This is a genomic window from Micromonospora sp. NBRC 107095 (genome assembly GCF_030269705.1).
In the GTDB taxonomy this organism is placed as follows: Bacteria; Actinomycetota; Actinomycetes; order Mycobacteriales; family Micromonosporaceae; genus Micromonospora; species Micromonospora parva.
Window position 1 is genome coordinate 1,124,622 of sequence record NZ_BSTU01000001.1, and the last position, 24,899, is coordinate 1,149,520.

Annotated in this window: 18 protein-coding genes; 12 read left to right on the forward strand and 6 right to left on the reverse strand. The window is 72.7% G+C overall.

Going from position 1 to position 24,899, the window contains the following annotated elements; all coding sequences use genetic code 11:
• Positions 1–19: 19 nt before the first annotated feature.
• Together msrA and QSK15_RS05375 are read right to left on the reverse strand one after the other, a co-directional pair.
• Positions 20–682 carry a peptide-methionine (S)-S-oxide reductase MsrA gene (gene msrA / locus QSK15_RS05370; protein ID WP_285793150.1) on the reverse strand — a complete coding sequence of 221 codons (663 nt, stop codon included), beginning with the start codon at positions 680–682 and terminating at the stop codon, positions 20–22.
• A gap of 76 nt (positions 683–758) precedes the next feature.
• A complete protein-coding gene (locus QSK15_RS05375; protein ID WP_285793151.1) occupies positions 759–1,181 on the reverse strand; it encodes an HIT family protein in 423 nt (140 codons plus the stop codon).
• A gap of 244 nt (positions 1,182–1,425) precedes the next feature.
• Between QSK15_RS05375 and QSK15_RS05380 the strand changes: the two genes are divergently transcribed.
• The 5 genes from QSK15_RS05380 (at position 1,426) to ilvA (ending at position 7,601) form a co-directional block, all read left to right on the forward strand.
• Positions 1,426–2,472, forward strand: a complete 1,047-nt coding sequence (locus QSK15_RS05380) for a YncE family protein (RefSeq protein WP_285793152.1) — start codon at positions 1,426–1,428, stop codon at positions 2,470–2,472.
• Positions 2,473–2,582: 110 nt separating this feature from the next.
• Positions 2,583–3,725, forward strand: coding sequence for a cystathionine gamma-synthase (locus tag QSK15_RS05385; RefSeq protein ID WP_285793153.1), 1,143 nt, complete (start codon positions 2,583–2,585; stop codon positions 3,723–3,725).
• 13 nt (positions 3,726–3,738) lie between these two features.
• Positions 3,739–5,148 carry an amidase gene (locus tag QSK15_RS05390; RefSeq protein WP_285793154.1) on the forward strand — a complete coding sequence of 470 codons (1,410 nt, stop codon included), beginning with the start codon at positions 3,739–3,741 and terminating at the stop codon, positions 5,146–5,148.
• 72 nt (positions 5,149–5,220) lie between these two features.
• Complete coding sequence (locus tag QSK15_RS05395; protein ID WP_285793155.1) at positions 5,221–6,072, forward strand: DUF4328 domain-containing protein; 852 nt, start codon at positions 5,221–5,223, stop codon at positions 6,070–6,072.
• A 308-nt stretch (positions 6,073–6,380) separates the two neighbouring features.
• Positions 6,381–7,601, forward strand: coding sequence for a threonine ammonia-lyase (gene ilvA, locus QSK15_RS05400; protein WP_285793156.1), 1,221 nt, complete (start codon positions 6,381–6,383; stop codon positions 7,599–7,601).
• An 82-nt stretch (positions 7,602–7,683) separates the two neighbouring features.
• Here the strand turns inward: ilvA and greA are convergent, their stop codons facing one another.
• Both greA and QSK15_RS05410 read right to left on the reverse strand, forming a co-directional pair.
• Positions 7,684–8,181: a transcription elongation factor GreA gene (gene greA / locus QSK15_RS05405; RefSeq protein WP_030337948.1), complete on the reverse strand. Its 498-nt coding sequence runs from the start codon at positions 8,179–8,181 to the stop codon at positions 7,684–7,686.
• Positions 8,182–8,337: 156 nt separating this feature from the next.
• Complete coding sequence (locus tag QSK15_RS05410) at positions 8,338–8,778, reverse strand: DUF4307 domain-containing protein (protein ID WP_285793157.1); 441 nt, start codon at positions 8,776–8,778, stop codon at positions 8,338–8,340.
• Positions 8,779–8,979: 201 nt separating this feature from the next.
• Here QSK15_RS05410 and mca point away from each other — a divergent pair, with 201 nt between their 5' ends.
• The 6 genes from mca to purE all read left to right on the forward strand — a co-directional run bounded on the left by mca (position 8,980) and on the right by purE (position 16,880).
• Complete coding sequence (gene mca / locus QSK15_RS05415; RefSeq protein ID WP_030337950.1) at positions 8,980–9,861, forward strand: mycothiol conjugate amidase Mca; 882 nt, start codon at positions 8,980–8,982, stop codon at positions 9,859–9,861.
• Between the two features lie 48 nt (positions 9,862–9,909).
• A complete protein-coding gene (locus QSK15_RS05420; protein WP_285793158.1) occupies positions 9,910–10,203 on the forward strand; it encodes a hypothetical protein in 294 nt (97 codons plus the stop codon).
• Positions 10,204–10,382: 179 nt separating this feature from the next.
• On the forward strand, positions 10,383–12,914 hold the full coding sequence (locus tag QSK15_RS05425) for a putative bifunctional diguanylate cyclase/phosphodiesterase (protein WP_285793159.1): 2,532 nt from the start codon (positions 10,383–10,385) through the stop codon (positions 12,912–12,914).
• A 107-nt stretch (positions 12,915–13,021) separates the two neighbouring features.
• On the forward strand, positions 13,022–15,058 hold the full coding sequence (locus QSK15_RS05430; RefSeq protein WP_285793160.1) for a thioredoxin domain-containing protein: 2,037 nt from the start codon (positions 13,022–13,024) through the stop codon (positions 15,056–15,058).
• A gap of 122 nt (positions 15,059–15,180) precedes the next feature.
• The gene (locus QSK15_RS05435) at positions 15,181–16,356 is read left to right on the forward strand and encodes a 5-(carboxyamino)imidazole ribonucleotide synthase (protein WP_285793161.1); all 1,176 of its coding nucleotides are present in this window, start codon (positions 15,181–15,183) and stop codon (positions 16,354–16,356) included.
• A gap of 32 nt (positions 16,357–16,388) precedes the next feature.
• Positions 16,389–16,880 (forward strand): 5-(carboxyamino)imidazole ribonucleotide mutase, encoded by a 492-nt coding sequence (purE, locus tag QSK15_RS05440; protein ID WP_285793162.1) that lies wholly within the window; start codon positions 16,389–16,391, stop codon positions 16,878–16,880.
• Positions 16,881–17,038: 158 nt separating this feature from the next.
• Here the strand turns inward: purE and QSK15_RS05445 are convergent, their stop codons facing one another.
• Positions 17,039–21,931: an SCO7613 C-terminal domain-containing membrane protein gene (locus tag QSK15_RS05445; protein WP_285793163.1), complete on the reverse strand. Its 4,893-nt coding sequence runs from the start codon at positions 21,929–21,931 to the stop codon at positions 17,039–17,041.
• 150 nt (positions 21,932–22,081) lie between these two features.
• The gene (locus tag QSK15_RS05450; protein ID WP_285793164.1) at positions 22,082–23,509 is read right to left on the reverse strand and encodes a UDP-glucose dehydrogenase family protein; all 1,428 of its coding nucleotides are present in this window, start codon (positions 23,507–23,509) and stop codon (positions 22,082–22,084) included.
• Between the two features lie 198 nt (positions 23,510–23,707).
• Between QSK15_RS05450 and QSK15_RS05455 the strand changes: the two genes are divergently transcribed.
• Positions 23,708–24,877, forward strand: a complete 1,170-nt coding sequence (locus QSK15_RS05455; RefSeq protein ID WP_285793165.1) for an acyl-CoA dehydrogenase family protein — start codon at positions 23,708–23,710, stop codon at positions 24,875–24,877.
• Positions 24,878–24,899: the final 22 nt, after the last annotated feature.

A 24,899-nucleotide genomic window follows, 5' to 3' on the forward strand; every position in this document is an offset into this window, starting at 1 on the left:
ACGGGAATGCCCGCGACGGTCAGCCGCCGACCCGGGCCACGCCGACCGGGCAGCTCAGCCCGTTCGGGCCGTGGTTGCAGTACCCGTTCGGGTTCTTGGTCGGCGCCAGGTACTGCTGGTGGTAGTCCTCGGCGAAGTAGTAGCTGCCGAGCGGGGCGATCTCGGTGGTGATCTCACCCTTGCCGGCGCGCGTCACGATCGGCTGGAACGCGTCCCGGGACGACTCGGCGGTGGCCCGCTGCTGGTCGGTGGTCGTGTAGATCGCCGAGCGGTACTGGGTGCCGACGTCGTTGCCCTGGCGCATGCCCTGGGTCGGGTCGTGGTTCTCCCAGAAGACCTTCAGCAGATCCTCATAGTTGATCTTGCTGGGGTCGTACACGACCTGGACGACCTCGGCGTGCCCGGTCCGGCCGGAGCAGGTCTCCTCGTACGTCGGGTTCTTGGTGATGCCACCCGCGTAACCGGCGGAGGTGGTGTAGACACCGGGCAGCGTCCAGAACAGCCGCTCGGCGCCCCAGAAGCAACCCATGCCGAAGACCGCTACCTGAAGGCCCTCCGGAAACGGGCCCTTCAACGGGGTGCCCAGCACCTCGTGGCGGTCAGCGACCGGCATGGCGATCGGGCGGCCCGGCAGGGCCTGGTCGGGCGTCACCATTTCGGCCTTCATGCGGCGCAGAAACACGGTGGGGATCTCCTCTCGTACCACTCGCAGCGTGCAACGCCAGAGGGTCCTGCTTCCTTACCCGCGTGACGATGACTCAGGCCCCGGCCGGGAACGCCGCCGCGATCCGGTCCGCGTAGCTCCGGGCCTCGGTGTCGTCGTCGTACCGGGTGCGCGGCCAGAAGAAGCCCCGCAACCTGTCGCCCTTGGTTCGCGGGACCACGTGGGTGTGCAGGTGGGGCACCGATTGGGACACTTTGTTGTTCATCGCCACGAACGTCCCACCGGCGCCCAGGGCGGTCTCCACCGCCACCGCCAGCCGCTGGACCAGGGTGAAGTAGCCGGGCAGCAGGTCGGCCGGCAACTCGGCGAGGGTCACCAGGTGCGTCCGGGGCACCACCAGCACGTGCCCCTTGAACACCGGCCGGGTGTCCAGGAACGCCACCCCGTCGGGGGTGTCGGCAACCCGGAACGCCGGCACCTCGCCCGTCACGATCCCGCAGAACACGCAACCGCTCATCGGGCCAGGCTATGCCGGCGGCCGGCCGGGACCCGGTACCCCCGCACCCGCACCGACTGTGCTATTCATTCATATGAATGGATCAGCGCGGGGATGACGTGCTGCGGCGGCGGTGTCGCCCGGCCGGTCGGTCGCGGTGGCCCGCCGCCCGGCGGATGCCGTCACACCGACGATCCGACTCCCCGCTGCGCCCTGACGACCGCGGCCATCGGCGTACGCGTCGATGCTCCGAAAGGACGAACCCTTGCAGATCAGAAGAGGCTTCACCCTGGCGTTCGCGGCGCTGACCGCCGGGCTGCTCGTCGGCGCGGTCCCGGGCCACTCCCAGGCGGCCGTGGCACCGACCGTGACGCCACTGCCGTTGAAGACGGTGGGCGACGTGGTGTCGGCCGGTGACCGCGTCTTCGTCAGCGGTGGCCGCTCGTCGACCGACGTCGTGGTGACCAGCGCGACAGGCGCTGTGGTCGGCACCCTGTCGGGCCTGCCCGGCCCCACCGACCTGCTACTCAGCGCCGACCGGCGGACGCTCTACGTGGCGCTGCCCAGCGCCAACGCCATCGCCGCCTTCGACACCGGCTCGCTGATCGAGTCGGCCCGGTACGACACCGGCGCGGGCGAATGCCCGTCGTCGCTGGCGTTGACCGGCCGGTACCTGTGGTTCGGCTACGGCTGCGACCAGTGGGGCGGCAACATCGGCCAGATCGACCTCGGCCGCCAGCCGGCCCGGCTGAGCACCCACGTCGCCGAGCAGGACTTCCACGACTTTCCGCTGCTCGCGGCGGCCGGCCAGAACCGGTCGGTGCTGCTCGCCGGGCAGCCGGGGTTGAGCCCGGCGTCGGCGTACGCGTACGGCATCGGCGCCGCGGGCACGTTGACCACCCTGCGGACGAACGCCTGGTCGGCGCTGGGCGACAACCTGCGGGACATCGCCCTCGACCCGACCGGCACCACCCTCTACACCGCCGCCGGGGCGCCCTACGAGGTGCAGGCGTTCCCCTTCGCCGACATCAGTACCCCGTCCGCCACGTACCGCACCGGCGCGTACCCGAACGCCGTCGAGGTCTCCCGCGACGGCACCCGGATCGCCGGCGGCGCGGACGCCAGCTACGACCCGGACGTCTTCGTCTTCACCCCGGACGGCACCGAACTGGCCCGCTTCGAGCTCGGCGACGAACTCAGCCCCGGCGCGCTGGCCTGGTCGCCGAACGGCGCACGCCTCTACGCGGTCGCCTACGACTGGACCGGCGCCAACCAGGCCACCCTGCACGTCCTGCCGGTCCCGGCCACCTGACCGGCAGGTCCGTCGATCCGTGGGCGGAGGCCGGCCCAGACGGTCCGTCCTCCGCCCGGGAGCGCGGGTTCCGTTCCAGCCCTCTCCGACGGGGCACTAGCCTCACCAGAATGAGTCACGGCTTCGAGACGCTCGCCATCCACGCCGGCCAGGACCCTGAGGCCCGCACCGGTGCGGTGATCCCACCGATCTACCAGACCAGCACGTACGCCCAGGACGCCGTCGGCGCACCCCGTCTCGGCTACGAGTACAGCCGCTCCGGCAACCCGACCCGGGACGCGCTCCAGGAGTGCCTGGCGGCGCTGGAGGGCGGGCCGGTGGGGCTGGCCTTCGCCAGTGGCCTGGCCGCGGAGGACACCCTGCTGCGGGCCGTGTGCCAGCCCGGTGACCACGTGGTGATCCCGGACGACGCGTACGGCGGCACGTACCGGCTCTTCGCCCGGGTCGCCCAGCGCTGGGGCCTGGAGTTCACCCCGGCCAAGGTCTCCGACCCGGCCGCGATCCGGGCGGCCGTCCAGCCCGGCCGCACGAAGATCGTCTGGGTGGAGACGCCGACCAACCCGCTGCTCGGCATCGCCGACATCGCCGCCCTGGCCGCCGTGGCACACGACGCTGGCGCCCTCCTGGTGGTGGACAACACCTTCGCCTCGCCGTACCTCCAGCAGCCGATCGCCTTCGGCGCGGACGTGGTGGTGCACTCCACCACCAAGTACATCGGTGGGCACTCCGACGTGGTCGGTGGCGCGCTGGTCGTCGCCGACGCCGGTCTCGGTGAGGAACTGCGTTACCACCAGAACGCGATGGGCGCGATCAACGGCCCGTTCGACGCCTGGCTCACCCTGCGGGGCATCAAGACCCTCGGGGTACGCATGGACCGGCACTGCGACAACGCCGAGCGGCTCGCCGCGTACCTCGACGGGCACGCCAAGGTCGCCCAGGTGATCTATCCGGGGCTGCCCTCGCACCCCGGTCACGAGGTGGCCGTCAAGCAGATGCGCCGGTTCGGCGGCATGATCTCGTTCCGCGCCGCCGGTGGTGAGGAGCACGCCGTGGATATCTGCAACCGGGCCAAGCTCTTCGTGCTCGCCGAATCGTTGGGCGGCGTGGAATCCCTGATCGAGCACCCGGGCCGGATGACACACGCAAGTGCTGCCGGCTCGCCGCTTGAAGTTCCCGGCGATCTCGTGCGACTGTCTGTCGGCATCGAGACGGTCGACGACCTACTCGCCGATCTGGAGCAGGCGCTGGGCTGACCGCTGGGGAAGGATGGCCGTGCAGGACATCATGGCGACCTGGGTCGGAGCGACCGCCAAGCAGATCGCCCGGGGTGTACGCCGAGGTGACGTCTCGGCGACCCAGGTCGTCGCCGACCACATCGAGTACATCTCCCGGGCCGACCGTGAGCTGGCCGCGTTCCGCGCCGTTCGCGGCGGTGAGGCGATCACCGAGGCGGAGAAGGTCGACGAGCAGGAGGACCTGGCGAACCTGCCGCTGGCCGGGGTTCCGGTGGCGGTCAAGGAGAACACCCCGGTCGCCGGCCTGCCCACCTGGAACGGGTCGGCCGCCGCCCGCACCGACGTCGCGGAGGCCGACCACGAGGTGGTACGTCGGCTGCGCGGTGCCGGCGCGGTGATCCTCGGCGTGACCCGGATGCCGGAGCTGGGGCTGTGGGCACTCACCGACGACGACAGCGCGGTGACCCGTAACCCGTGGGACAGCACGCGTACCCCTGGTGGGTCCTCGGGTGGTTCGGCCGCCGCTGTCGCCGCCGGGCTGGTGCCGATCGCGCACGCCAACGACGGTCTCGGCTCGATCCGGATTCCCGCGGCCTGCTGCGGGCTGGTCGGGCTCAAGCCCGGTCGCGGCGTGGTCCCCTGCCAGCTCGGTGCCGACGACTGGTTCGGTCTCACCGAGCACGGCATGCTGACCAGCACGGTCGCCGACGCGGCGGTCGGCTTCTCGGTGCTCGCCGGCCGGCGTCCCGAGAAGCTCGTCCCACCGCAGCGGCTGCGGGTGGGCGTCTCGTTGCGTTCCCCGGTGCGCGGTGTCGCGCCGGACGCGCCGAACCGGGACGCGGTCGCCGCCGCCGGTCGGCTCCTCGCCGCCGCCGGGCACGACACGGTGCCGGCGGATCCGGTCTACCCCACCGCGCTCGGCCTTCAGGGCATCGCCACCTGGCTGGCCGCGGCCGCCACCGACGTCCGGGCGTCCGGCCTGGACCGGCGCGGGCTGCAACGGCGTACCCGGCGGCACGTCGCGCTGGGCGAGTGGGCGCAGCGCCGCGGCTACGTGCGGGAGGCGGACCGGGCCGCCTGGCGGCAACGGTCGGTCGACTTCTTCACCGACCACTCGGTCGACCTGCTGCTCACCCCGGCGCTGGCCAGCGCGCCACCGGAGGCGGCCCGCTGGTCGGAGCGGTCCTGGCGGGCCAACATGGCGGCCAACATCCGGTACGCCCCGTACGCCGCGCCCTGGAACATCGCCGGCCTGCCGGCGGTCGTCGTGCCGGTCGGCCGCCGCCCGGACGGCCTGCCGGTCGCCGTGCAGCTGGTCGGTCCGCCCGGCTCGGAACTGCTGCTGCTCGGTGTGGCCGGCCAGTTCGAGATGACCGCCCCCTGGACACGCCACGCACCCGGCTACCCCCGGGTCGGAACGGGGTCGCCGACCTCCGCATGATCGTCTACGGTGTGCGCGCATCGTCGCGTGGACCGGGGGACACCAATGCGCTGCCAGACCTGCGGGGACGCCATGTCCCCCGACAACCAGTACTGCCCGCGGTGCTTCACGCCGCTCGGCCAGCCCGCCGTCACGCCAGGGCTGCCGACCTACCGGGTACGCGGGATCGGCCTGGCGGCGATCGTCGCCGTCGGCGCGACCGCCGTGCTCTACCTGGCGGTGGTGCTGTCCTCGCTGATCGGCATGGCCATGGCCCGGCGGGCCATGGCCAGCGAGAACCCGGACCTGCTGCGCCTCGCGGCGATCATCGTCGCGGTGATAGCGCTGATCATGACGGTGGTACACCTCACCGCCGCCGTACTGGTGATCATCTGGACCTGGCGGGCCCGCAAGAACACCGACGCCTTCCCCGGCGCCGAGCCGGCCTTCGGGCCCGGCTGGGCGATCGCCGGCTGGCTGGTGCCCTTCGCGAACTTCGTGGTGCCGGCCCGGGTCGTGGCGGCAGTGGCCCGGGACAGCCTCTGGCGGCGGGCCACGCCAGCGATCGTGGCCGTCTGGTGGTGCTCCTGGCTGGTGTTCAGCGTCGGTGAGCGGCTCGCCAGCCGCGCCGACGACCGGGCGTACGAGAAGCTGCCGGAGATCCCGTTCGACGACGCCGGCTACCAGGCGTACGCCGACATGTACCAGGACTCCCTGCTTCGCAGCGCGCTGCCCGCGCTGGGCTGTGTGATCGCGGCGGTGACGCTGATCCTGTTGATCCGACGGATCTCCGCTGCCCAGGAGGCCCGGATCGCCGGCGCCACTCCGCAGTGGCCGACCGGCCCGGTCTGGCCGGCCCAAACCTGGCCCGCCGCTGGGGCGGGTCAACCCGCTGCGGCGGCTCAGTCCGCTGCGGAGGTGCCGAGGGCCGCACCACCTTCGTGATCCACTCGGGATTCATGAAGTCGCGTTGTCCGGGCGGCCCGGATACCGCGTTTTTCAGGACCCCGAGTGGATCAACCCGGTCCGGTCGGCCGTGCCCCGGTTGGCCCGTGCCCCGGCTGGCCCGTGCCCCGGCTGGGCCGTGCCCCGGCTGGGCCGTGCCCCGGCTGGGCCGTGCCCCGGCTGGGCCGGGCCTGGTTGGGCCGGGCCTTGGTTGGGCCGGGCCTGGTTGGGCCGGGCCTTGGTTGGGCCGGGCCTCGGTTGGCTTGGCCCCTGGGTTGGTCGGGGAGCGCGGGTGGCACGATCGGGGCATGACGGAACTGGTCGGTCTCGACGACGTGCGGGCCGCACGGGAGTTGCTCGCCGGGGTCACCCGCACCACCCCGCTGGAGCCCTCCCGCCCGCTCAGCGCGGCCCTGGGCGGGCCGACCTGGCTCAAGTGCGAGAACGTGCAGCGCGCCGGCTCGTACAAGGTCCGGGGCGCGTACGTGCGGATCTCGCGGTTGTCGGCGGCGGAGCGGGAGCGCGGCGTGGTCGCGGCGAGCGCGGGCAACCACGCGCAGGGTGTGGCCCTCGCCGCCGGCCTGGTCGGCACGCACGCCACCGTCTTCATGCCGGTCAACGCGCCGCTGCCGAAGGTGGCCGCCACCAAGGGGTATGGCGCGCAGGTCGAGCTGGCCGGGAACACCGTCGACGAGTCGCTTGTGGCCGCGCACACGTACGCCGAGCGCACCGGCGCGGTGCTGATCCACCCGTTCGACCACCCCGACGTGATCGCCGGGCAGGGCACGGTGGCGCTGGAGATCCTCGAACAGTGCCCGGACGTGAAGACGATCATCACCGGGGTGGGTGGCGGCGGCCTGATCTCGGGCATGGCGGTGGCCGTCAAGGCACTGCGACCGGACGTCCGGATCATCGGTGTGCAGGCGGCCGGCGCGGCGGCGTTCCCGCCCTCACTGGTGGCCGGGGAACCGGTCCGGCTGCCCGCCTTCGCCACCATCGCCGACGGCATCGCGGTCGGCCGGCCCGGCCAGATCACCTTCAACCACGTGCGCAAGCTGGTCGACGAGATCGTCACGGTCTCCGAGGAGGACATCTCCCGGGCCCTGCTGATGTTGCTGGAACGCGGCAAGCAGGTGGTCGAGCCGGCTGGGGCGGTCGGGGTCGCCGCGCTGCTGGCCGGCGTGGTCGAGGTCGAGACGCCGGTGGTCGCCGTGCTCTCCGGCGGCAACATCGACCCGTTGCTGATGCTGCGGGTGATCGAGCACGGGTTGGCGGCGGCGGGTCGCTACCTGCGGGTGACCGTCCGCTGTTCGGATCGGCCGGGGCAGCTCGCGTCGTTGCTCAGCCAGATCGCCGAGCACCGGGCCAACGTGGTCGACGTGGAACATCAGCGGGCCAACCCGCACCTCAGCCTCGGCGAGGTGGAGGTGGCGCTGTCGGTGGAGACCCGGGGCGTCGAACACTCGGACACGCTGATCAGCGCCTTGCGGGCCAGCGGCTACCAGGTGGTCTTCGCGGCCGAGGCGTGACACCGGCAGGGTGCCACGCCTCGGATACGCGCTGTCTCGGTGCCGGCGTCGGTCACCCCGGCCGGCCGCTGTCGGCGACGGGTCAGCCGGAGAACGGCTCGAAGCTGACCACCGTCACCTTGATGTCGGCGCCGCTGGGCGCCGTGTAGGTGCAGGTCTGCCCGGCTCGCCCGCCCAGGATCGCCTTGCCCAGCGCGGACTCGGGGCTGTAGACGGTCAGGTCGGTCGTGGCCGCGATCTCCCGGGAACCGAGCAGGAACGTCTCGGTGTCGTTGGTGTCGTCGTCGAAGTAGATCGTCACCACCATGCCCGGCGACACCGCGTCGGCGGACGGGGCCTCGCCGACCTTCGCGGTGCGCAGCAGCTCCTGCAGGTAGCGGATGCGACCCTCGGCCTTGCCCTGCTCCTCGCGGGCGGCGTGGTAGCCGCCGTTCTCCCGCAGGTCGCCCTCCTCGCGCCGAGCGTTGATCTCGGCTGCGATCGCCGGACGGTTGGCGATGTGCTCGTCGAGCTCGGCCTGGAGGCGGTCGTACGCGTCCTGGGACAGCCAGGTGGCGGGCGCCTCGTTGCCAGTGGACACAGGCGTTCTCCTCAGTTGTGCGTGGCTGGCTGACAGGTGAACTACCAAGTTACCAGTGCGGTACGACACAGGGTGTCGGCCATCACCGCCGGTGTCCGGATCCGACACCCGCGGTAGGCGCTCGATCGAGGCCGTTTCCGGTGCTGTTCGGGCAGCTCAGGACGGTGACTGGCAGCGCAGGACCTCGCCGATGAACGGCCGCGCGGTGGTGGTCAGGCGGTGCCGGGTCGTGACGTGCCGATCCCCGGGGGCGGCGGTCACGGTGACCTGTTCGCGGGCCACCTCGGCACCGGCACGGTCCCGGGCCCGCAGCACGCAGACCGCGGAGCCGCCCGGCGGGACGGTCACCCGGAAGTGGACGAGCACCTGCTTGTCCGTGATGTCGGTGTACGTGATCACCTGGGCGTCGTAGACCGGGTCGCCGTACTGGCGGTAGAGCCGGAACGAGATCACGGTCAGCGTCGCCACCAGCGCCAGCAGCGCCAGCGCGGCCAGCAGCGTACGGCGGCGCTTGCCACCCGGTGCCCGACGACGGCCGTAGCGCCCGGCCGGGAATTCCGGCGCAGCTGGTGAAATTGTGGCGTGCGTCTCGGTCACCGGCGGGTATCTCCTGGCGTTGTTGTCGGCGGCATCGGCAAGAATGACAGAGCCCCATCCTCCCACCCGGTCCAGCGGCAGGAATGGCAGGTCATGCCTGGCGCTACCGGCCGGCGACAGGGTGTGGCGAGAAGATCCCGGCAGGTCAGCCGGTTGAGCCCGGTCGGGTCCACCGTCCGGCACAGACGAGGAGCGCCGAAGTTGGCAGAGCAACTGCGTCTCATGGCCGTGCACGCGCACCCGGACGACGAGTCGAGCAAGGGCGCGGCGACGACGGCGAAGTATGTCGCTCAGGGGGTGGACGTCCTGGTCGTGACGTGCACGGGCGGCGAGCGCGGGAGCGTGCTCAACCCCAAGCTCGACCGGCCCGACGTGTGGGCCAACATCGGTGAGATCCGGCGGGCCGAGATGGACGCCGCGCGGGCGATCCTCGGCGTCGACCAGGCCTGGCTGGGCTTCGTCGACTCGGGCCTGCCCGAAGGCGACCCGTTGCCGCCGCTGCCCGAGGGCTGTTTCGCCCTTCAGGACGTCGAGGTCGCCGCCGGGCCGTTGGTGCGGCTGATGCGCGAGTTCCGTCCGCACGTCGTGACCACCTACGACGAGGAGGGTGGCTACCCGCACCCGGACCACATCATGTGTCACAAGGTGAGCGTGGCCGCCTTCGAGGCCGCCGGTGACCCGGAGCGCTACCCGGAGCTGGGCGCGCCCTGGCAGCCGCTGAAGCTCTACTACGACATCGGCTTCTCCAAGGGCAAGATCATGGCCCTGCACGAGGGCATGCTGGCCGCCGGGCTGGAGTCGCCCTACGAAGAGTGGCTCAAGCGGTGGGAGGATCGCCCCGACAAGGGCCCCCGGATCACCACCCGGGTGGAGTGCGCCGACTACTTCCCGGTCCGCGATGACGCGCTGCGCGCCCACGCGACCCAGGTCGACCCGGACGGCTTCTGGTTCCACGTGCCGATGGAGTTGCAGCAACGCGCCTGGCCGACCGAGGATTACGAGTTGGCCCGCTCGATGGTCGACAGCCCGCTGCCCGAGTCCGACCTCTTCGCGGGGGTGCGGGAGACGGCGCACGCGCGCTGATTCCCGGCAGGGCTACCCTGGTTACCAACCGCACTTCGGAGGAACGCCATGCTGACCGCTGCCCAGGTGCTCGCGGAGAACAACTTCGGGGACACCCGCACGGGTGGTCTGGCCGGGCCGATGGGCCTGTTCCTCATCCTGCTGCTGGCGACCGCGACCGTCCTGCTGATCCGCAACATGAACTCTCGGCTGCGCCGTCTGCCGGACCGTTTCCCCCAGCAGTCCGGGGCGGCCGACCCGACCAGGGCCGATGCGTCAGTCGTCGATCCGACAGACGGGACCGGCGGGCGGGATTCATCCACGCCCGCTCCCAACGGGCACCAGCAGCACCTGAACGGGTAGCCGGCGCATGAATCACGCCGAACCGGGTGGTCGCCCCCTGTTGCGACCACCCGGTTTGGCTTAGCCTTCCGCCGGGGGGACCAAAAGTCTCCGAGCCGTGTGCGGGAGGGGGCGCCGATGACCAGCACAGCACCGGCCGCCCGCCGCGACGTCGGTCGGTCGGCTGACGGGGGAGGTCGATGACCTCCGGTCCGGCCGACGACCCGTTCGATCGGCTCGGGGTGCGTGGCACACCGGGCCGGTTGCTCGTGCTCACCGCCGCCGTCACGTTGACCGCCCTGGCCGCAGCAGTGGTCGGGTTGACCCTCCCGGTCCGGCTGCCGGCCGACGACCCCCTCGGCGGTCCGGCCCGCTTCGGCATCGCCGTCGCCGTCCTGGCCCTCGCCCAGTTCGCCCGGCTGCGGTTCCGCTCGCCAGCGGGCATGGTCAGCATCACCTGGGGCGAGGCCGCCCTGATCGTCTGTCTCTACCTGACCCCCGCCGGCTGGCTCCCGGCCGCCACGCTGCTCGGTACCGGGCTGGCCTGGACGATCCTGTCCCTGCACAACGACCGCCGTCCGGCCCTGGAGATCGTCCGGATCGCCGCGTCGCTCGCCGCCGCGTCGGCACTGGCGGTGTCCGTGACCACCGCACTCGGGCGGCCGCTGCTCTCTGCGCCCACCCCGATGCTGGCGCTGGCCGTGATCGCCGGTTCGGTGACGTACCTCCTGGTGACCGCCTGGCTCGGCGGCGTGACGGTGGGTCTGCGGCACGGGCTGCCCATCGGGCCGCCGCTGCTCGCCGCGCTGCGCGGCAAGCTGCTGATGTTCGTCGGCAACGTGGCGGTCGGCCTCGTGGTGGTCGCGCTGCTGGAGCTCGACCCGCGCTGGTTGCTGTTGTTGCCGCCGCTGCTGTGGCTGCTGCAGCAGACCTACCGTTACCGGCTGCGCTCGGATCAGGAGCGCCGCACCTGGCGGGCCTTCGCCGAGGCCACCGCGGCTCTCAACCAGCTCGACGAGCGGGGGGTGGCCAGCGCGGCGGTCACCGGAGCGCTGACGCTGTTCAACGCCGAACTGGTGGACGTCGACGTGGCCCGGCCCGACGGCCGGTGGCACCGCTACCGGGGCGACGCCGGCGGTCAACTGGTCGACCGCGAGACCGGCCCACCGGAACAGTCCGAACCGGACGAGCATGAGCTGAGCCGGGCGCTGTCGGTCGGCGCCGCGCCGGTCGGTCGGCTGCGGGTGCGGTTCCCCCGCTCGGCCCCGCCCACCGCCCGGGAACGCGACGCGGTGGCCGCGTTCGGCGACGCGCTCGCCGCCGCGCTGCACGACGCCGCCACCCACCACGAGCTGCGGCTGGTGACCGCCCGTTCGTCGTACGACGCGGTGCACGACCCGCTCACCGGGCTCGCCAACCGGGCGGCGCTGCTGAGCAGGGGCGACCAGTCGCTGCGACAGCTCAGCCACGACCACCCGGTGGCGCTGCTGCTGCTGGACATCAACCAGTTCAAGGAAGTCAACGACACCCTCGGTCACGCGGCGGGCGACCAACTGCTGCGGCTGACCGCGAACCGACTCAACGCGCTGGTCCGCACCGGGGACCTGCTCGGTCGACTCGGCGGTGACGAGTTCGCCCTCCTGCTCACGGCGGTGCCGGTGCTCGGCGACCGGGCCGCCCCGATGGCCCACGCGCTGCGCCAGGCCCGCGAGATCGCCGAGCGGCTGGCCGCGCCGACCGAGGTGGCCGGCGTACGGATGTCCATCGAGGTCTCGGTCGGTGTGGTGGTGGCCGCCGCCGGCACCGCTGACCTGACCGAGCTGCTGCGTCGGGCCGACATCGCGATGTACCAGGCCAAGGAGGGCGGTGGCAACGTCGCCGCGTACGACGGCGCGCGCGACGCGGCCAGCACCGACCAGCTCGCCCTGCTGGCCGAGCTACGTGAGGCGTTGACCGTCGACGATCAGCTGGTGCTGGCACTGCAACCGGCGGTCGACCTGGCCACTGGTGCGCCCACCGGCGTGGAGGCGCTGATCCGGTGGCAGCATCCCCGGCGGGGGTGGCTGAACCCGGCCGACTTCATCCGGCCGGTGGAGAACAGCGAGCAGCTCGGCACCTTCACCCGCTACGTGCTGAACAAGGCGCTCAGCGTGGCCGCCGGTTGGGCCCGGGAGGGGTTGGACGTCCCGATCTCGGTCAACCTGTCGGCGCGCAGCCTGCTGGACCCCCGGTTGCCGGTGGAGATCGCCGACGCGTTGCGCCGGCACCAGGTGCCGCCGCACCGGCTCGTCCTGGAGATCACCGAGACGGTGGTGATGAGCGAGCTGGAGGTCATCGACGAGGTGTTGGCGACGCTGCGGTCGATGGGCGTGCAACTCGCTGTCGACGACTTCGGCACCGGCTTCTCGTCGTTGACGTTCCTCACCCGGATCGCCGTGGACGAGCTGAAGGTGGACCGCTCCTTCGTCATCCGGATGGCCGACTCGCCGGAGGCCGCCGCGATCGTCCGGACGACCGTGGGCCTCGCCCACGAGCTGGGGCTACGGGTGGTCGCCGAAGGGGTAGAGACCGCCGAGCAGCGGATGGCCCTGGCCGAGCTGGGTTGCACCTCCGCGCAGGGCTACCACTTCTTCAAGCCGATGCCGGCGGACAAGATCGGCGCGGTGCTCGGGTCGCTGCGCGACTCGGCGGAGTCGAACGTGTTCCGGCTCCGCGCCGACGGCGCATCCTGACCGACCGGCACGGCCTGACCGACCGGCACGGCCTGACCGACCGGTCTCGGGTGGGACGTCCGGGTGGAGGCCGCGCGGTCCACGCCGGGGCTGGCTATGGTCGTCAGGTGAACCGACTCGTCGACGCCACCAGCCCGTACCTGCTCCAGCACGCCGACAACCCGGTCGACTGGTGGGAGTGGTCGGACGAGGCGTTCGCCGAGGCGAAGCGGCGGGACGTCCCGGTGCTCATCTCGGTGGGTTATGCGGCGTGCCACTGGTGCCACGTGATGGCGCACGAGTCGTTCGAGGACGCGCAGGTCGGCGCCCTGATGAACGACAACTTCGTGTCGATCAAGGTGGACCGGGAGGAGCGCCCGGACGTGGACGCGGTCTACATGACCGCGACCCAGGCGATGACCGGTCAGGGCGGTTGGCCGATGACCGTCTTCGCCACCCCGGACGGCACCCCGTTCTTCTGCGGCACCTACTTCCCGCGACCCAACTTCATCCAGTTGCTCCAGTCGGTCGCCACCGCCTGGCGGGAGCAGCGCGAGGCGGTGCTGGGCCAGGGCGCCGCCGTGGTCGAGGCGATCGGTGGCGCGCAGGCCGTGGGCGGCCCCACCGCCCCGCTGGACGCCCCGCTGCTCGACGCCGCGGCCGCCAAGCTGGCCAGCGAGTACGACGCCACGAACGGCGGGTTCGGCGGGGCCCCGAAGTTCCCGCCGCACATGAATCTGCTCTTCCTGCTGCGCCACCACCAGCGCACCGGCGATCCGACCAGCCTGGAGATCACCCGGCACACTGCCGAGGCGATGGCCCGGGGCGGCATCTACGACCAGTTGGCCGGCGGTTTCGCCCGGTACTCGGTGGACGCGCACTGGACGGTGCCGCACTTCGAGAAGATGCTCTACGACAACGCGCTGCTGCTGCGGGTCTACACCCAGCTGTGGCGACTCACCGGCGACCCGCTGGCCCGCCGGGTGGCCCGGGACACCGCCCGGTTCCTCGCCGACGAGATGCACCGGCCGGGGCAGGGGTTCGCGTCCGCGCTGGACGCCGACACCGAGGGTGTCGAAGGGCTCACCTACGCCTGGACGCCCGCGCAACTCGTCGAGGCGTTGGGCGAGGAGGACGGCCGGTTCGCCGCCGACCTGTTCACGGTGACCGCCGACGGCACCTTTGAAAAGGGCATGAGCGTGCTGCGGCTCGCCCGGGACGTGGACGACGCCGCGCCCGAGGTCCGCGCCCGCTGGCAGCAGGTGGTCGGACAACTGCTCGCCGCCCGGGACACCCGCCCGCAGCCGGCCCTCGACGACAAGGTGGTAGCCGCCTGGAACGGCCTGGCGATCACCGCTCTCGCCGAGTTCCAGCAGGTCGCCGCCGGGCACGTGTCTCCGCAGGACGCGGACGCCAACCTGATGGACGGCATCACCATCGTGGCCGACGGGGCGATGCGCCAGGCCGCCGAGCATCTGGCCACCGTGCACCTGGTGGACGGCCGGCTGCGCCGGGTCTCCCGGGACGGCAAGGTCGGCGAGCCGGCCGGTGTCCTGGAGGACTACGGCTGTGTGGCCGAGGCATTCTGCGCCCTGCACCAGCTCACCGGCGAGGGCCGCTGGCTCACCGTGGCCGGCGAGCTGCTGGACACCGCCCTGGCGCGCTTCGCCGCCCCCGGTGGGGCCTTCTACGACACCGCCGACGACGCGGAACGGCTCGTTGCCCGCCCGGCCGACCCGACCGACAACGCCACCCCGTCGGGGCGGTCGGCGTTGATCGCCGGGCTGGTGGCGTACTCGGCGCTGACCGGGGAGACGCGTTACCGGGAGGCAGCCGAAGCGGCCCTCGGCACTGTCGCGCCGATCGTCGGGCAGCACCCCCGGTTCACCGGGTACGCGGCCACGGTCGGCGAGGCGTTGCTCTCCGGGCCGTACGAGATCGCCGTGGTCACCGACGACCCGGCCGGCGACCCGCTGGTGACCGCCGCCCGCCGGCACGCCCCACCCGGAGCGGTGGTCGTCGCCGGGCGGCCGGACCAGCCGGGTGTGCCGCTGCTCGCCGATCGCCCGTTGGTCGAAGGGCGGTCCGCCGCGTACGTCTGCCGGGGTTTCGTCTGCCAACGGCCGGTCACCTCCGTGGAGGAGCTGATCGCCGAGCTGGGCTGATCCGCACGGCCACGCCCGGTAGTCGCCCGTACCGCCCGCCCGGTGGTCCTCCCGCGCCCGCGCAGGTGGATCGCCGGCCCTCCGGGTGGGCGCGTCGGCGGCCCGGATAGGCTGGCCGCGCTATGGATTCCCGTACCGGTCTGCCAGTTGTCGGCATGGTGGGTGGCGGCCAGTTGGCCCGGATGACCCACCAGGCCGCGATCGCCCTCGGCCAGTCACTGCGTGTGCTCGCGACCGCCCCTGACGACGGTGCGGCGCTGGTCGCCGCCGACGTCCAGTACGGCGATCACACCGACCTGGCCGCCCTGCGTACCTTCGCCAAGGGTTGCGACGTCGTCACCTTCGACCACGAGCATGTGCCCTCCGAGCACATCCGCACGCTGGCTGCGGAAGGGGTGCCTCTCTACCCGCCGGCGGACGCGCTGCTGCACGCCCAGGACAAGCAGGTCATGCGGGAACGCCTGACCGAGCTGGGCGCGCCCAACCCGGCCTGGCGGCCGGTCGGGGAGCCCGCCGACCTCGTCGGCTTCGGCGAGCAGGTCGGCTGGCCGGTGGTGCTGAAGGCGGCTCGGGGCGGGTACGACGGTCGGGGCGTCTGGATGGTCGACGACGCCGCTCAGGCCACCGAGCTGGCAACCACCCTGCTCGCTGGCGGCACCCGGCTGATCGTGGAGGAGCGGGTGCCGCTGCGACGGGAGCTGGCCGTGCAGGTGGCCCGCTCGCCGTTCGGTCAGGTGGCCGCGTACCCGGTGGTGGAAACGGTGCAGCGCGACGGCATCAACGTGGAGGTGCTGGCCCCGGCGCCCGGCCTGGACGAGGAGCTGGCGGTCTCCGCCCAGCAGCTCGCCATTGACCTGGCCACCGCGCTCGGTGTGGTCGGTCTGCTGGCCGTGGAGCTGTTCGAGGTGCGCGACGACGCCGGTCGCCCGGCGATCGTGGTCAACGAGTTGGCGATGCGTCCGCACAACTCCGGGCACTGGACCATCGAGGGTGCCCGGACCTCACAGTTCGAGCAGCACCTGCGGGCCGTGCTGGACTACCCGATGGGTGACACCGCGTTGACCGCCCCGGTCGTGGTGTCGGCGAACGTGCTCGGCGGTGAGCCGGGCGGGATGTCGATCGACGAGCGGTTGCACCACCTCTTCGCGGCCGAGCCGGGTGCCAAGGTGCACCTGTACGGCAAGCAGGTGCGACCCGGCCGCAAGATCGGGCATGTCACCGTGCTCGGCGATGACCTGGACGACCTGCGGGCGCGGGCGGCACGGGCCGCGCGCTGGCTGCGCGAGGGCCACGAGTGAGCCACGATTTCGCCGACGACGAGAGGGCCGCAGTGAGCACGGTTGGGCTGATCATGGGCAGCGACTCGGACTGGCCGACCATGCGGGCCGCCGCCGAGGTGATGGACGACTTCGGCGTGGCGTACGAGGTGCGGGTGATCTCGGCGCACCGGACTCCGGTCGCGATGATCGAGTACGGGCGCGACGCCGCCGACCGAGGTCTCAAGGTGATCATCGCGGGGGCCGGGGGTGCCGCCGCGCTGCCCGGCATGGTCGCCTCGGTGACGCCGCTGCCGGTGATCGGTGTTCCGGTGCCGCTGAAGCACCTCGACGGCATGGACTCGCTGCTGTCCATCGTGCAGATGCCGGCCGGGGTTCCGGTCGCCACCGTGTCGATCGGCAACGCCCGCAACGCCGGCCTCCTGGCCGTACGGATCCTCGGTGCCACCGACGAGGACCTGCGCGCCAGGATGACGACCTACCAGCAGAACCTGGAGAAGCTGGTGGCGGACAAGGAAGCCGCCCTCCAGGCCACCCTGCGGTAAGCCAGCCGGCGGTACCCGCCCCGCGAGCAGTGCCCGATCGGCCGTAACCGACCGACGAGCCGTGCCCGTGGACCGTCATCGACCCGCGAACCGTGCCCGTCGGCCGTCATCGACCCGCGAACCCGGCCCACTCACGCACCCCGCCGTGACCCTCCGCCTCATCTCATGCCGCGGAGGGCGGTCTGTAGGCGTTCCTGGGCGCGACGGCGGCGCTCGTTGCTCGCGCCGAGCACCAGCAGCAGGATGCCCACCGGGATCAGCGCCAGCCACGGGCCGAGGCTGAACAGGGCGTGGATCGCCGTGATCGCGGTGACCGACGCGCCGACGATCACCGGGGCCTGCTGCCGACTGGACGAGCCGAAGATCAGCACCGCGACCGCGCCGAGCAGCAGCAGCATCTGCCGCATCGTGCTGGACTCGGTGGCCAGCACGATGGCGAGCGTCGGCACGAACGCCGCGACCAGCGCCGGACCGTACGCCACCCAACTGCTCATGTCCGGTCGGTGGCGCAGCTCCAGGACGCCGACGAGGAGGGCCAGCGCGGCGAACGGCAGCGTGTACGCCTCGGGTAGCGCCACGTCGGCGACCCGCATCAGGATCCACCACGCGGTGATCTCACAGAGCACCACCGCCCAGAACAGGATCCGGCGTTCCATCGGCCGACGGCCAGGCCGGGTGGCCGCCACGCCGAGGACAGCGCCCCAGGCGGCCAGCAGGGCAGCGATGTGTCGGGGCGAGTCGAAGGCAAGGGCCAACGCGATCAGCGCGGCGGCGTAGCCGGTCCACTCCACGGTGGAGGCTTCCCGCTGCGACTCGGGGCGGCGCAGCCGGGGCAGGGTGGCGGCGAGCACCTGGAGAACGGCACCGACGGCCAGCACCCCGAACGCGGACCAGACCGCCGCCAGCCCGGCGACCAGGCCGGCGGTGAGCACGAAGAGCTGCGCCATCAGTGAGGCGAAGAGCCAGCCGAGGATGCGCGCCCGCTGAGTGGTGCCGTACAGCGCCGCCACCGCGCCCACCCCGACCGCGCTGCCGAGGGTGAACAGGGTCATCTGCCGGTCGGCCAGGCTGCCGGCGAGCCCGGCGCTGCCACCGGCCAGACCGATGGCGAACACCAGCACCCGGGCCAGCCGCAGCGAGCGGGCCCGCTCGACCAGCGGCGGTGGTGGGGTCAGCGCGAGACCGAGCATCGCGATGGTGAAGACGGAGAGCGCGGCGATGGTGCTGGCGGGCCAGCCCTGGCCCAGCGCGATGGGTGCGATCAGCAGCGTGACGGCGGCCCCGGGCAACACCACCGGCACGGCCCGGGACCGACGTCCGCCGCTGAACCCGGTAGCGGCCAGCGCGGCGGTCGCGGTGAGCAGCAGCGCCGTCAGCACGTGGGTCGGATCGACCACGTCCGGCGGCGGGGTGAGCAGCTCCGGCGGCGGGCCCTGCCAGATCCGGGTCAGTGTGCGGTGCGGCTCGACGAGGGCGGTGACCAGCGCCGGCCCGATCGAGGCGAGCGCCAGGGCGGTCGGTAGCGCTGCGGCCGCCAACGCGCCGGCGGCCGGGTTGACCCGCCACCGTCGTCGCTCCGGGTCGTCCGGCAAGCGTCGTAGGGCGCCGTCGAGTCGTACCGCCCAGCGCCGGACCGGCTGGGCGGCGCCGGTGGGCGGCACGGTCGCCGCGCGGATCAGTTCGGCCAGCACGCCGAGCAGGGCGGCAGCGGCCGCGTAGACGCCGGCGGCGAGGCCGGTGGGGATGGCGGCGAGGGCGCTGATGGTGGCTCCGCCGACCACCGCCACGCTGACCCAGGGCAGGTACTGCGGCACCTGCCGCCGCACCGCGGCCACGGCGGCCAGGCCGAGGCTGGTGGCCGCCAGCGCGGCGGTCAGCACCACCTGCGCCGAGTGTTCGAACTCGGCGGCCAGTGCCGCCACCGCACCGGGCAGGGCCAGCAGGGCGGCACCGATCGCCGCGCCACCGATCTGCGCCAGGTGTGGCGGCATCCCCTCGGTGTCGATGTCGGTGACCTGTGGGTCGGCGAGGACGCGGGCCAGCGTGGCCACCACCACGCCGATCAGAGCGATGCTGCCCAGCGCCAGGGCTGTGGTCCAGGGGCGGACCAGCCCGGCTCCGGCGGCGTGCAGCGCGACGACTCCGGCCACTGTGGCCCGGGACAGCCCGGCGCGCGCCTCCTCGGTGGCCACCGCGGCCATGCCGAACACGGTGGCGACCATTCCGCCGACCAGGACCGGCGACCACCAGGCCAGATCGAACGCGGCCGGCGCGCCGATGGTGGCGAGCACCACCGCCACTCCGGACACGTCCCAGCGCCACGGCGGTGGGAGCAGAATGCCGGCGGCGAGGGCCAGCAGCGCCAGCGCGACCGGTGCCTGCCAGGTGGCACCGCCGACGGGGGCGGCCGGCCAGTCGCTCAGGTCGCCCCTCCAGATCGGGCCGGGGGTGGCCAGCACGCCAACCCCACCGCGCACCGCCGACCAACCGGCGAGCACCCCGATCAGGGCGCCGCCGACGGTGAGGCCGAGGATCGGCCCGCGTCGCCACTCCTCCGGCATGCTGCGGGCGGCCACGGCTACCACCAGGAGCAGGGCGGCGGCCACCGCCAGCTGCGCACCCGGGGCGAGGACCGCCCCGATCCGTACCAGGGTGGCGATCAGGGCGGTGGTGACCGCCGCGGCGGCCAGGTCCGAGCCGTCGAGGGTGAGGTCGGCGCGACGGCCGGCGTCGATGGAGGGGGCAAGGAAGAGCAGGACCGCGGCGACCAGCAGGAGCGCGCCGACCCAGGCGTCGGCGACGGTCGCGCCGGGCGCCCCGAACGCGGCGGCGGTGACCACCAGTGCGCCCAGCCCGGTGCCGACCGACAGCGGCGCGGGGATGTGGCGCTGGGAGACCTGCACGACGGCGGCGTAGCCGAGGGTCACACAGACCGCCAGGAAGCTGGCCGCCAGGATCGGGACGGTCACCTCTCGCAGGCTCGCCGGAGTGGGGGTCGGGTCGCTCGGCATGGTCGCGGCCACGAACGCGGCCACCGCACCGGGCAGCGCGAACGCGGCGCCACCGGCGGCCCAGGCGGTGACCGTGTCGGCGGCGGCCGAGGCGATCCGGATCCGGGGCGCCAGCGCGACCAGCGTGCCGGCCGCGAACAGGGTGATCAGGACCGCGGCCGTGAGGGTGGGGCTGGACAGGCTGGCGCCCGCACCGAAGAGGCCGACCACTGCCGCCCCGACGGCGTGCGCCAGAGCGGCCCGGTCGGTGCGGGCGGAGAGCCCGATGACGCCGATGCCGATCGCGGTGATCACCATCGGCCACGGTGCCGTCGCCCAGCCGAGACCGAACGAGGCCGGCACGGCGAGCGCGGTCAGCGCCGCTCCGGCCACCGCGAACTCCCGGCGGATCTCGGTGGGCAGGGCCAGCACCGCCGCGATGGTGAGCAGGAACGCGGCCCCCGCGAGCTGCCAGCCGGTCGGCCCGACGGCGGCGGCCAACTCGCCCGGGTATCGGCTGAGGTCCGGGTCCCAGGCGGGCAGCGCCGCCCGTACCGGTGCCACCCCGGCGCGGAGCGCGCCACCGGCGACCACCAGACCGCTGACGGTCAGTGCCACCGCGGACGCGATCTGCGGGCCACGTCGGGCCGCCTCCGGGACGGCGCGTACCGCCAGCCCGGTCACCGTGATGACCGCCGCGATCAGCAGCAGCGCCCGGCCGGGGAGGGCCACCGAGGCGATGCGGCTGAGCGCGCCGATCACGGCCAGGGTGACGACGCCGGCCGCCACGTCGGGCAGCGGCGGGCGACGCAGGACCAGTGCGCCGGCCAGCCCGATCAGGGCGGCCAGCAGCAGCACCACCCCGGCGCCGGTCGCGGTCGGCACGGCCTGCGCCCGCAGCAGGGCGGTGACCGCGTACGCCAGTGCGACGGCGACCGCCAGAGCATGCAGCAACCAGGTCAGCTCCGGCAGGCCGGGCACCGGGCGGGCCGGCTCCGGGTCGGCGGAGCCCGCGCCGGCGTCGATCAGCTCGGCGGCCTCCTCCGGGTCGCCCTCCGGCCGGCTCTCGGCATCACGTCGGCTGGGCGCTGACGGAGATCCCGGCGTTGGCAGGTCCTGCCGGACGGGGCGTTCTACTGTCACGCTGGAGCGGGCCAGGCCGAGGTTGACGAGAGCGACCACCGCCAGCACCAGTGCCCAGCCGCCCGGGCCGGTGATCTGGTCGTACGCGAGCAGCGGCAGCACCGGCTGCGCGGCGAGCACTGTCGCGAAGCGGGGCGCGCGCAGGCCGGTCCAACGGGCGTACCCGAACGCGACGACGGCGGTGACCGCGAAGATCACCCCGGCGAAGACGGTGCCGGAGCCGCTGTCGGCGCCGATCCGGTCCACCGCCCAGAGGGCGTTGCCGGCGAGCGGCACCAGCAGCAGGCCGACCGCGGCGATGGTCTCGGCGGTCGAGGTGAGCCCGCGCCGGGCCAGCGCCGGTGGGGCCAGCAGCATCAGCACTGTGGCCAGCAGCAGGATGCCCAGCCGGGCCAGCGCGTCCATCGAGCTGGTGGCCACGGCGGCGAAGACCACCGCGGCCACGCCGAGCAGCAGCGCACCCAACCCGAGAGGGATGTTCTGCACCTCGCGTGACGAGGCCTCTGGCGGGTTTTCCGGGTCGTCCACGTCCAGCCAGGTGGCCCGGGGCGGGGGCGGCGGATCATCCGGGGCGGTCGGAGCGCCCTGGCGGGGCACCCGGGGCGGGGCGCCCATGGTGGCGGTCGGTGGCCGCCGGCCGGGACGACGGCGGAGCACCCGGCGTGGCCGGGTGGCCTGCTTGATGCGCTCCTCGCCGGCGTGGGCGAGGATGTCCCGCTGGAAGAGCGCGGCCTGCATCTTGGCGGCGATCTGCCGCTGCTCGCGCGCGATGGCGGCGTCGCGCGCCTTCATCTCCGCTATCGAACGCTCGATGTCGGCCAGGTGCTCGACCCACTGTGGTTGATCTGCCCCACAGTGCGGGCATCGGACGGCCGGCTTGATCTCCCGGCCGCACGAGGAGCATTGAAAGGTCGCCACGACACCCCTCCACCCGCACTGTGGACTCCCACTGTCGCAGCATGCCCAAAGCTGGCGCGGATTTCGACTCTTGTCGGCGGGTCCCGGGCAAACAACGACACCGGCCGGCCATCGAGATGCTCGATGGCCGGCCGGTGGGCGTCGGTTCCGTCAGGGGCGGCCCATGCCCCGGTACTCCCAGCCGGCCTGGGTCCACAGTGCCGGGTCGAGGCAGTTGCGGCCGTCGACGACCTTGCGGCCCTTGACGAACTCGCCCAGGGCGACCGGGTCGGCGTTGCGGAAGTCGGCCCACTCGGTGAGCACGCAGACCAGGTCGGCGTCGGTGACGGCCTCGTTCATGCTGGCCTCGTAGGTCAACTCGGGAACGGCGCGGCGGGCGTTCTCGGTGCCCTGCGGGTCGTACACGTGCACGTCGGCGCCGGCCTTCTGCAGCAGCGCGGCGACGGCGAGCGCCGGGGCGTCGCGGACGTCGTCGGTGTTGGGCTTGAAGGTGGCGCCGAGCACGGCGATCCGGGTGCCGGCGAAGTCCGGGCCGGCCGGGCCGGAGCGGCGGCCGAGCAGGTCGGCGGCGAGCTGAAGCACCCGGGTACGGCGGCGCAGGTTGATCAGGTCGACCTCGTGCAGGAAGCGCAGCGCCTCACCGGCGCCCAGCTCCTGGGCGCGGGCCTGGAAGGCCCGGATGTCCTTGGGCAGGCAGGCGCCGCCGAAGCCGAGGCCGGCCTGGAGGAAGCGGTTGCCGATGCGGGGGTCGTACCCGATCGAGCGGGCCAGCTGGGTGACGTCGCCACCGGCGGCCTCGCAGACCTCGGCCATCGCGTTGATGAAAGAGATCTTGGTGGCCAGGAAGGCGTTCGCGGCGACCTTGACCAGCTCGGCGGTGGCGAAGTCGGTGACCACCAGGGGTACCTCGCGGTCCTCCGTGGCGGCCAGGTCGAACACGCCCTTGTGTGCGGCGTAGAGCATGCCGTTGGCCCACTCGCTCTTGACGCCGACCACGATCCGGTTGGGTCGCAGGACGTCGTCGACGGCGAAGCCCTCCTGGAGGAACTCGGGGCTCCACGCCACCTCGACGTTCAGGCCGTCGGGGGTGTGCTTGTCGACGAGCTGCTCGACCCACTCGGCGGTGCCGACCGGCACGGTGGACTTGCCGACGATCAGGGCCTTGCGGGTCAGGTGCTGCGCGAGACCGGTGACCGACGCCTCGACGTACGACAGGTCGGCGCCCATGCCGTCGGCCCGCTGCGGGGTGCCCACGCAGATGAAGTGCACGTCACCGAAGTCGGCGGTCTCGGCGATGTCGGTGCTGAACCGCAGCCGGCCGGCGGCCAGGTTGCGCCTGAGCAGCTCGTCCAGGCCGGGCTCGTGGATCGGCACCTGGCCCGCGTTCAACATTGCGATCTTGTCGGCGTCGACGTCGAAGCCGAGGACCTCGTACCCCAGTTCCGCGTAGCAGATGGCGTACGTCGCGCCGAGGTAACCAGTTCCCAGGAAGGTCACCCGCGGCCGGGGAGCGCCCGAGGGCGGAGTCACCGCGGCGATGGCGGGGGTCGGCTGGATGGTGGGGTAGGGGATCGTCACGCCTGTCTTCTCCGCTCGCGCTGGCCTAGCTCACTGTCTCGGTCTTCATCATCGCTGAGCGCGTCGGGTGCACCATCTTGCCCATGCCTACGCGCCGGTAACATCACCTGAACTGCAGTCGCTAGTCTTCAGTCTGCGCGGTCGGCGGTCAGGAGTCGTCACAGACTGCGCATGATAGCGGTGAAGGGGAGGGCCGAGATGGCCGCAGGGGAGTCGTTCGACGTCTACCGGTTGCCCGAGGAGCACCAGGCGATCCGGGAAGCGGTGCGTGAGGTCTGCGCCGCGAAGGTGGCTCCGCACGCCGCCGAGGCCGACGAGACCGGGGAGTTTCCCAAGGCGTCCTACGACGCGTTGCGGGCGGCTGACTTCCACGCACCGCACATCCCCGAGGAGTTCGGCGGCGCGGGCGCGGACGCGCTGGCCACCGCCATTGTGATCGAGGAGGTGGCCCGTGCCTGCGCGTCCTCCTCGCTGATCCCGGCGGTGAACAAACTCGGCACGATGCCACTGCTGCTGGCCGGCTCCGCCGACCTCAACAGGCGCTACCTGACCCCGGTCGCGGCCGGTGACGCGATGTTCTCGTACTGCCTCTCCGAGCCGGAGGCGGGCAGCGACGCGGCGTCCATGACCACCCGGGCGGTACGTGACGGGGATCACTGGGTGCTCAACGGCGTGAAGCGGTGGATCACCAACGCCGGCGTGTCCGAGTTCTACACGGTTTTCGCCGTCACCGACCCGTCCGCCCGGTCCCGTGGCATCTCCGCCTTCGTGGTGGAGAAGTCCGATTCCGGGGTGAGCTTCGGCGCGCCGGAGAAGAAGCTCGGCATCAAGGGTTCGCCCACCCGCGAGGTCTACCTCGACAACGTGCGGATCCCGGCCGACCGGATGATCGGCGCGGAGGGCACCGGCTTCGCCACCGCGATGAAGACCCTGGACCACACCCGGGTCACCATCGCCGCGCAGGCCGTCGGGATCGCGCAGGGCGCGCTCGACTACGCCAAGGGGTACGTGGCCGAGCGCCGACAGTTCGGCAAGGCGGTCGCCGAGTTCCAGGGCATCCAGTTCATGCTCGCCGACATGGGCATGAAGCTCGAGGCGGCCCGGCAGCTCACGTACGCGGCGGCCGGCAAGTCGGAGCGCGGCGACGCGGATCTCACCTACTTCGGAGCGGCGGCGAAGTGCTTCGCCTCCGACGCCGCCATGGAGATCACCACCGACGCGGTGCAGCTGCTCGGTGGCTACGGCTACACCCGGGACTACCCGGTCGAGCGGATGATGCGGGACGCCAAGATCACTCAGATCTACGAGGGCACCAACCAGGTGCAGCGGATCGTCATGGCCCGGCAGTTGCTGGCCGACGTCGTCTAGGGCGCGTTCCGATGCTCCGGGG

What these genes read in the sequence shown, in the direction of transcription:
- QSK15_RS05385 (WP_285793153.1), top strand. Translation starts at nt 2,583, where the DNA reads ATGAGTCACGGCTTCGAGACGCTCGCCATCCACGCCGGCCAGGACCCT.
- ilvA (WP_285793156.1), top strand. Translation starts at nt 6,381, where the DNA reads ATGACGGAACTGGTCGGTCTCGACGACGTGCGGGCCGCACGGGAGTTG.
- QSK15_RS05390 (WP_285793154.1), top strand. Translation starts at nt 3,739, where the DNA reads ATGGCCGTGCAGGACATCATGGCGACCTGGGTCGGAGCGACCGCCAAG.
- QSK15_RS05395 (WP_285793155.1), top strand. Translation starts at nt 5,221, where the DNA reads ATGTCCCCCGACAACCAGTACTGCCCGCGGTGCTTCACGCCGCTCGGC.
- QSK15_RS05420 (WP_285793158.1), top strand. Translation starts at nt 9,910, where the DNA reads ATGCTGACCGCTGCCCAGGTGCTCGCGGAGAACAACTTCGGGGACACC.
- QSK15_RS05375 (WP_285793151.1), bottom strand. Translation starts at nt 1,181, where the DNA reads ATGAGCGGTTGCGTGTTCTGCGGGATCGTGACGGGCGAGGTGCCGGCG.
- QSK15_RS05425 (WP_285793159.1), top strand. Translation starts at nt 10,383, where the DNA reads ATGACCTCCGGTCCGGCCGACGACCCGTTCGATCGGCTCGGGGTGCGT.
- QSK15_RS05455 (WP_285793165.1), top strand. Translation starts at nt 23,708, where the DNA reads ATGGCCGCAGGGGAGTCGTTCGACGTCTACCGGTTGCCCGAGGAGCAC.
- QSK15_RS05435 (WP_285793161.1), top strand. Translation starts at nt 15,181, where the DNA reads ATGGATTCCCGTACCGGTCTGCCAGTTGTCGGCATGGTGGGTGGCGGC.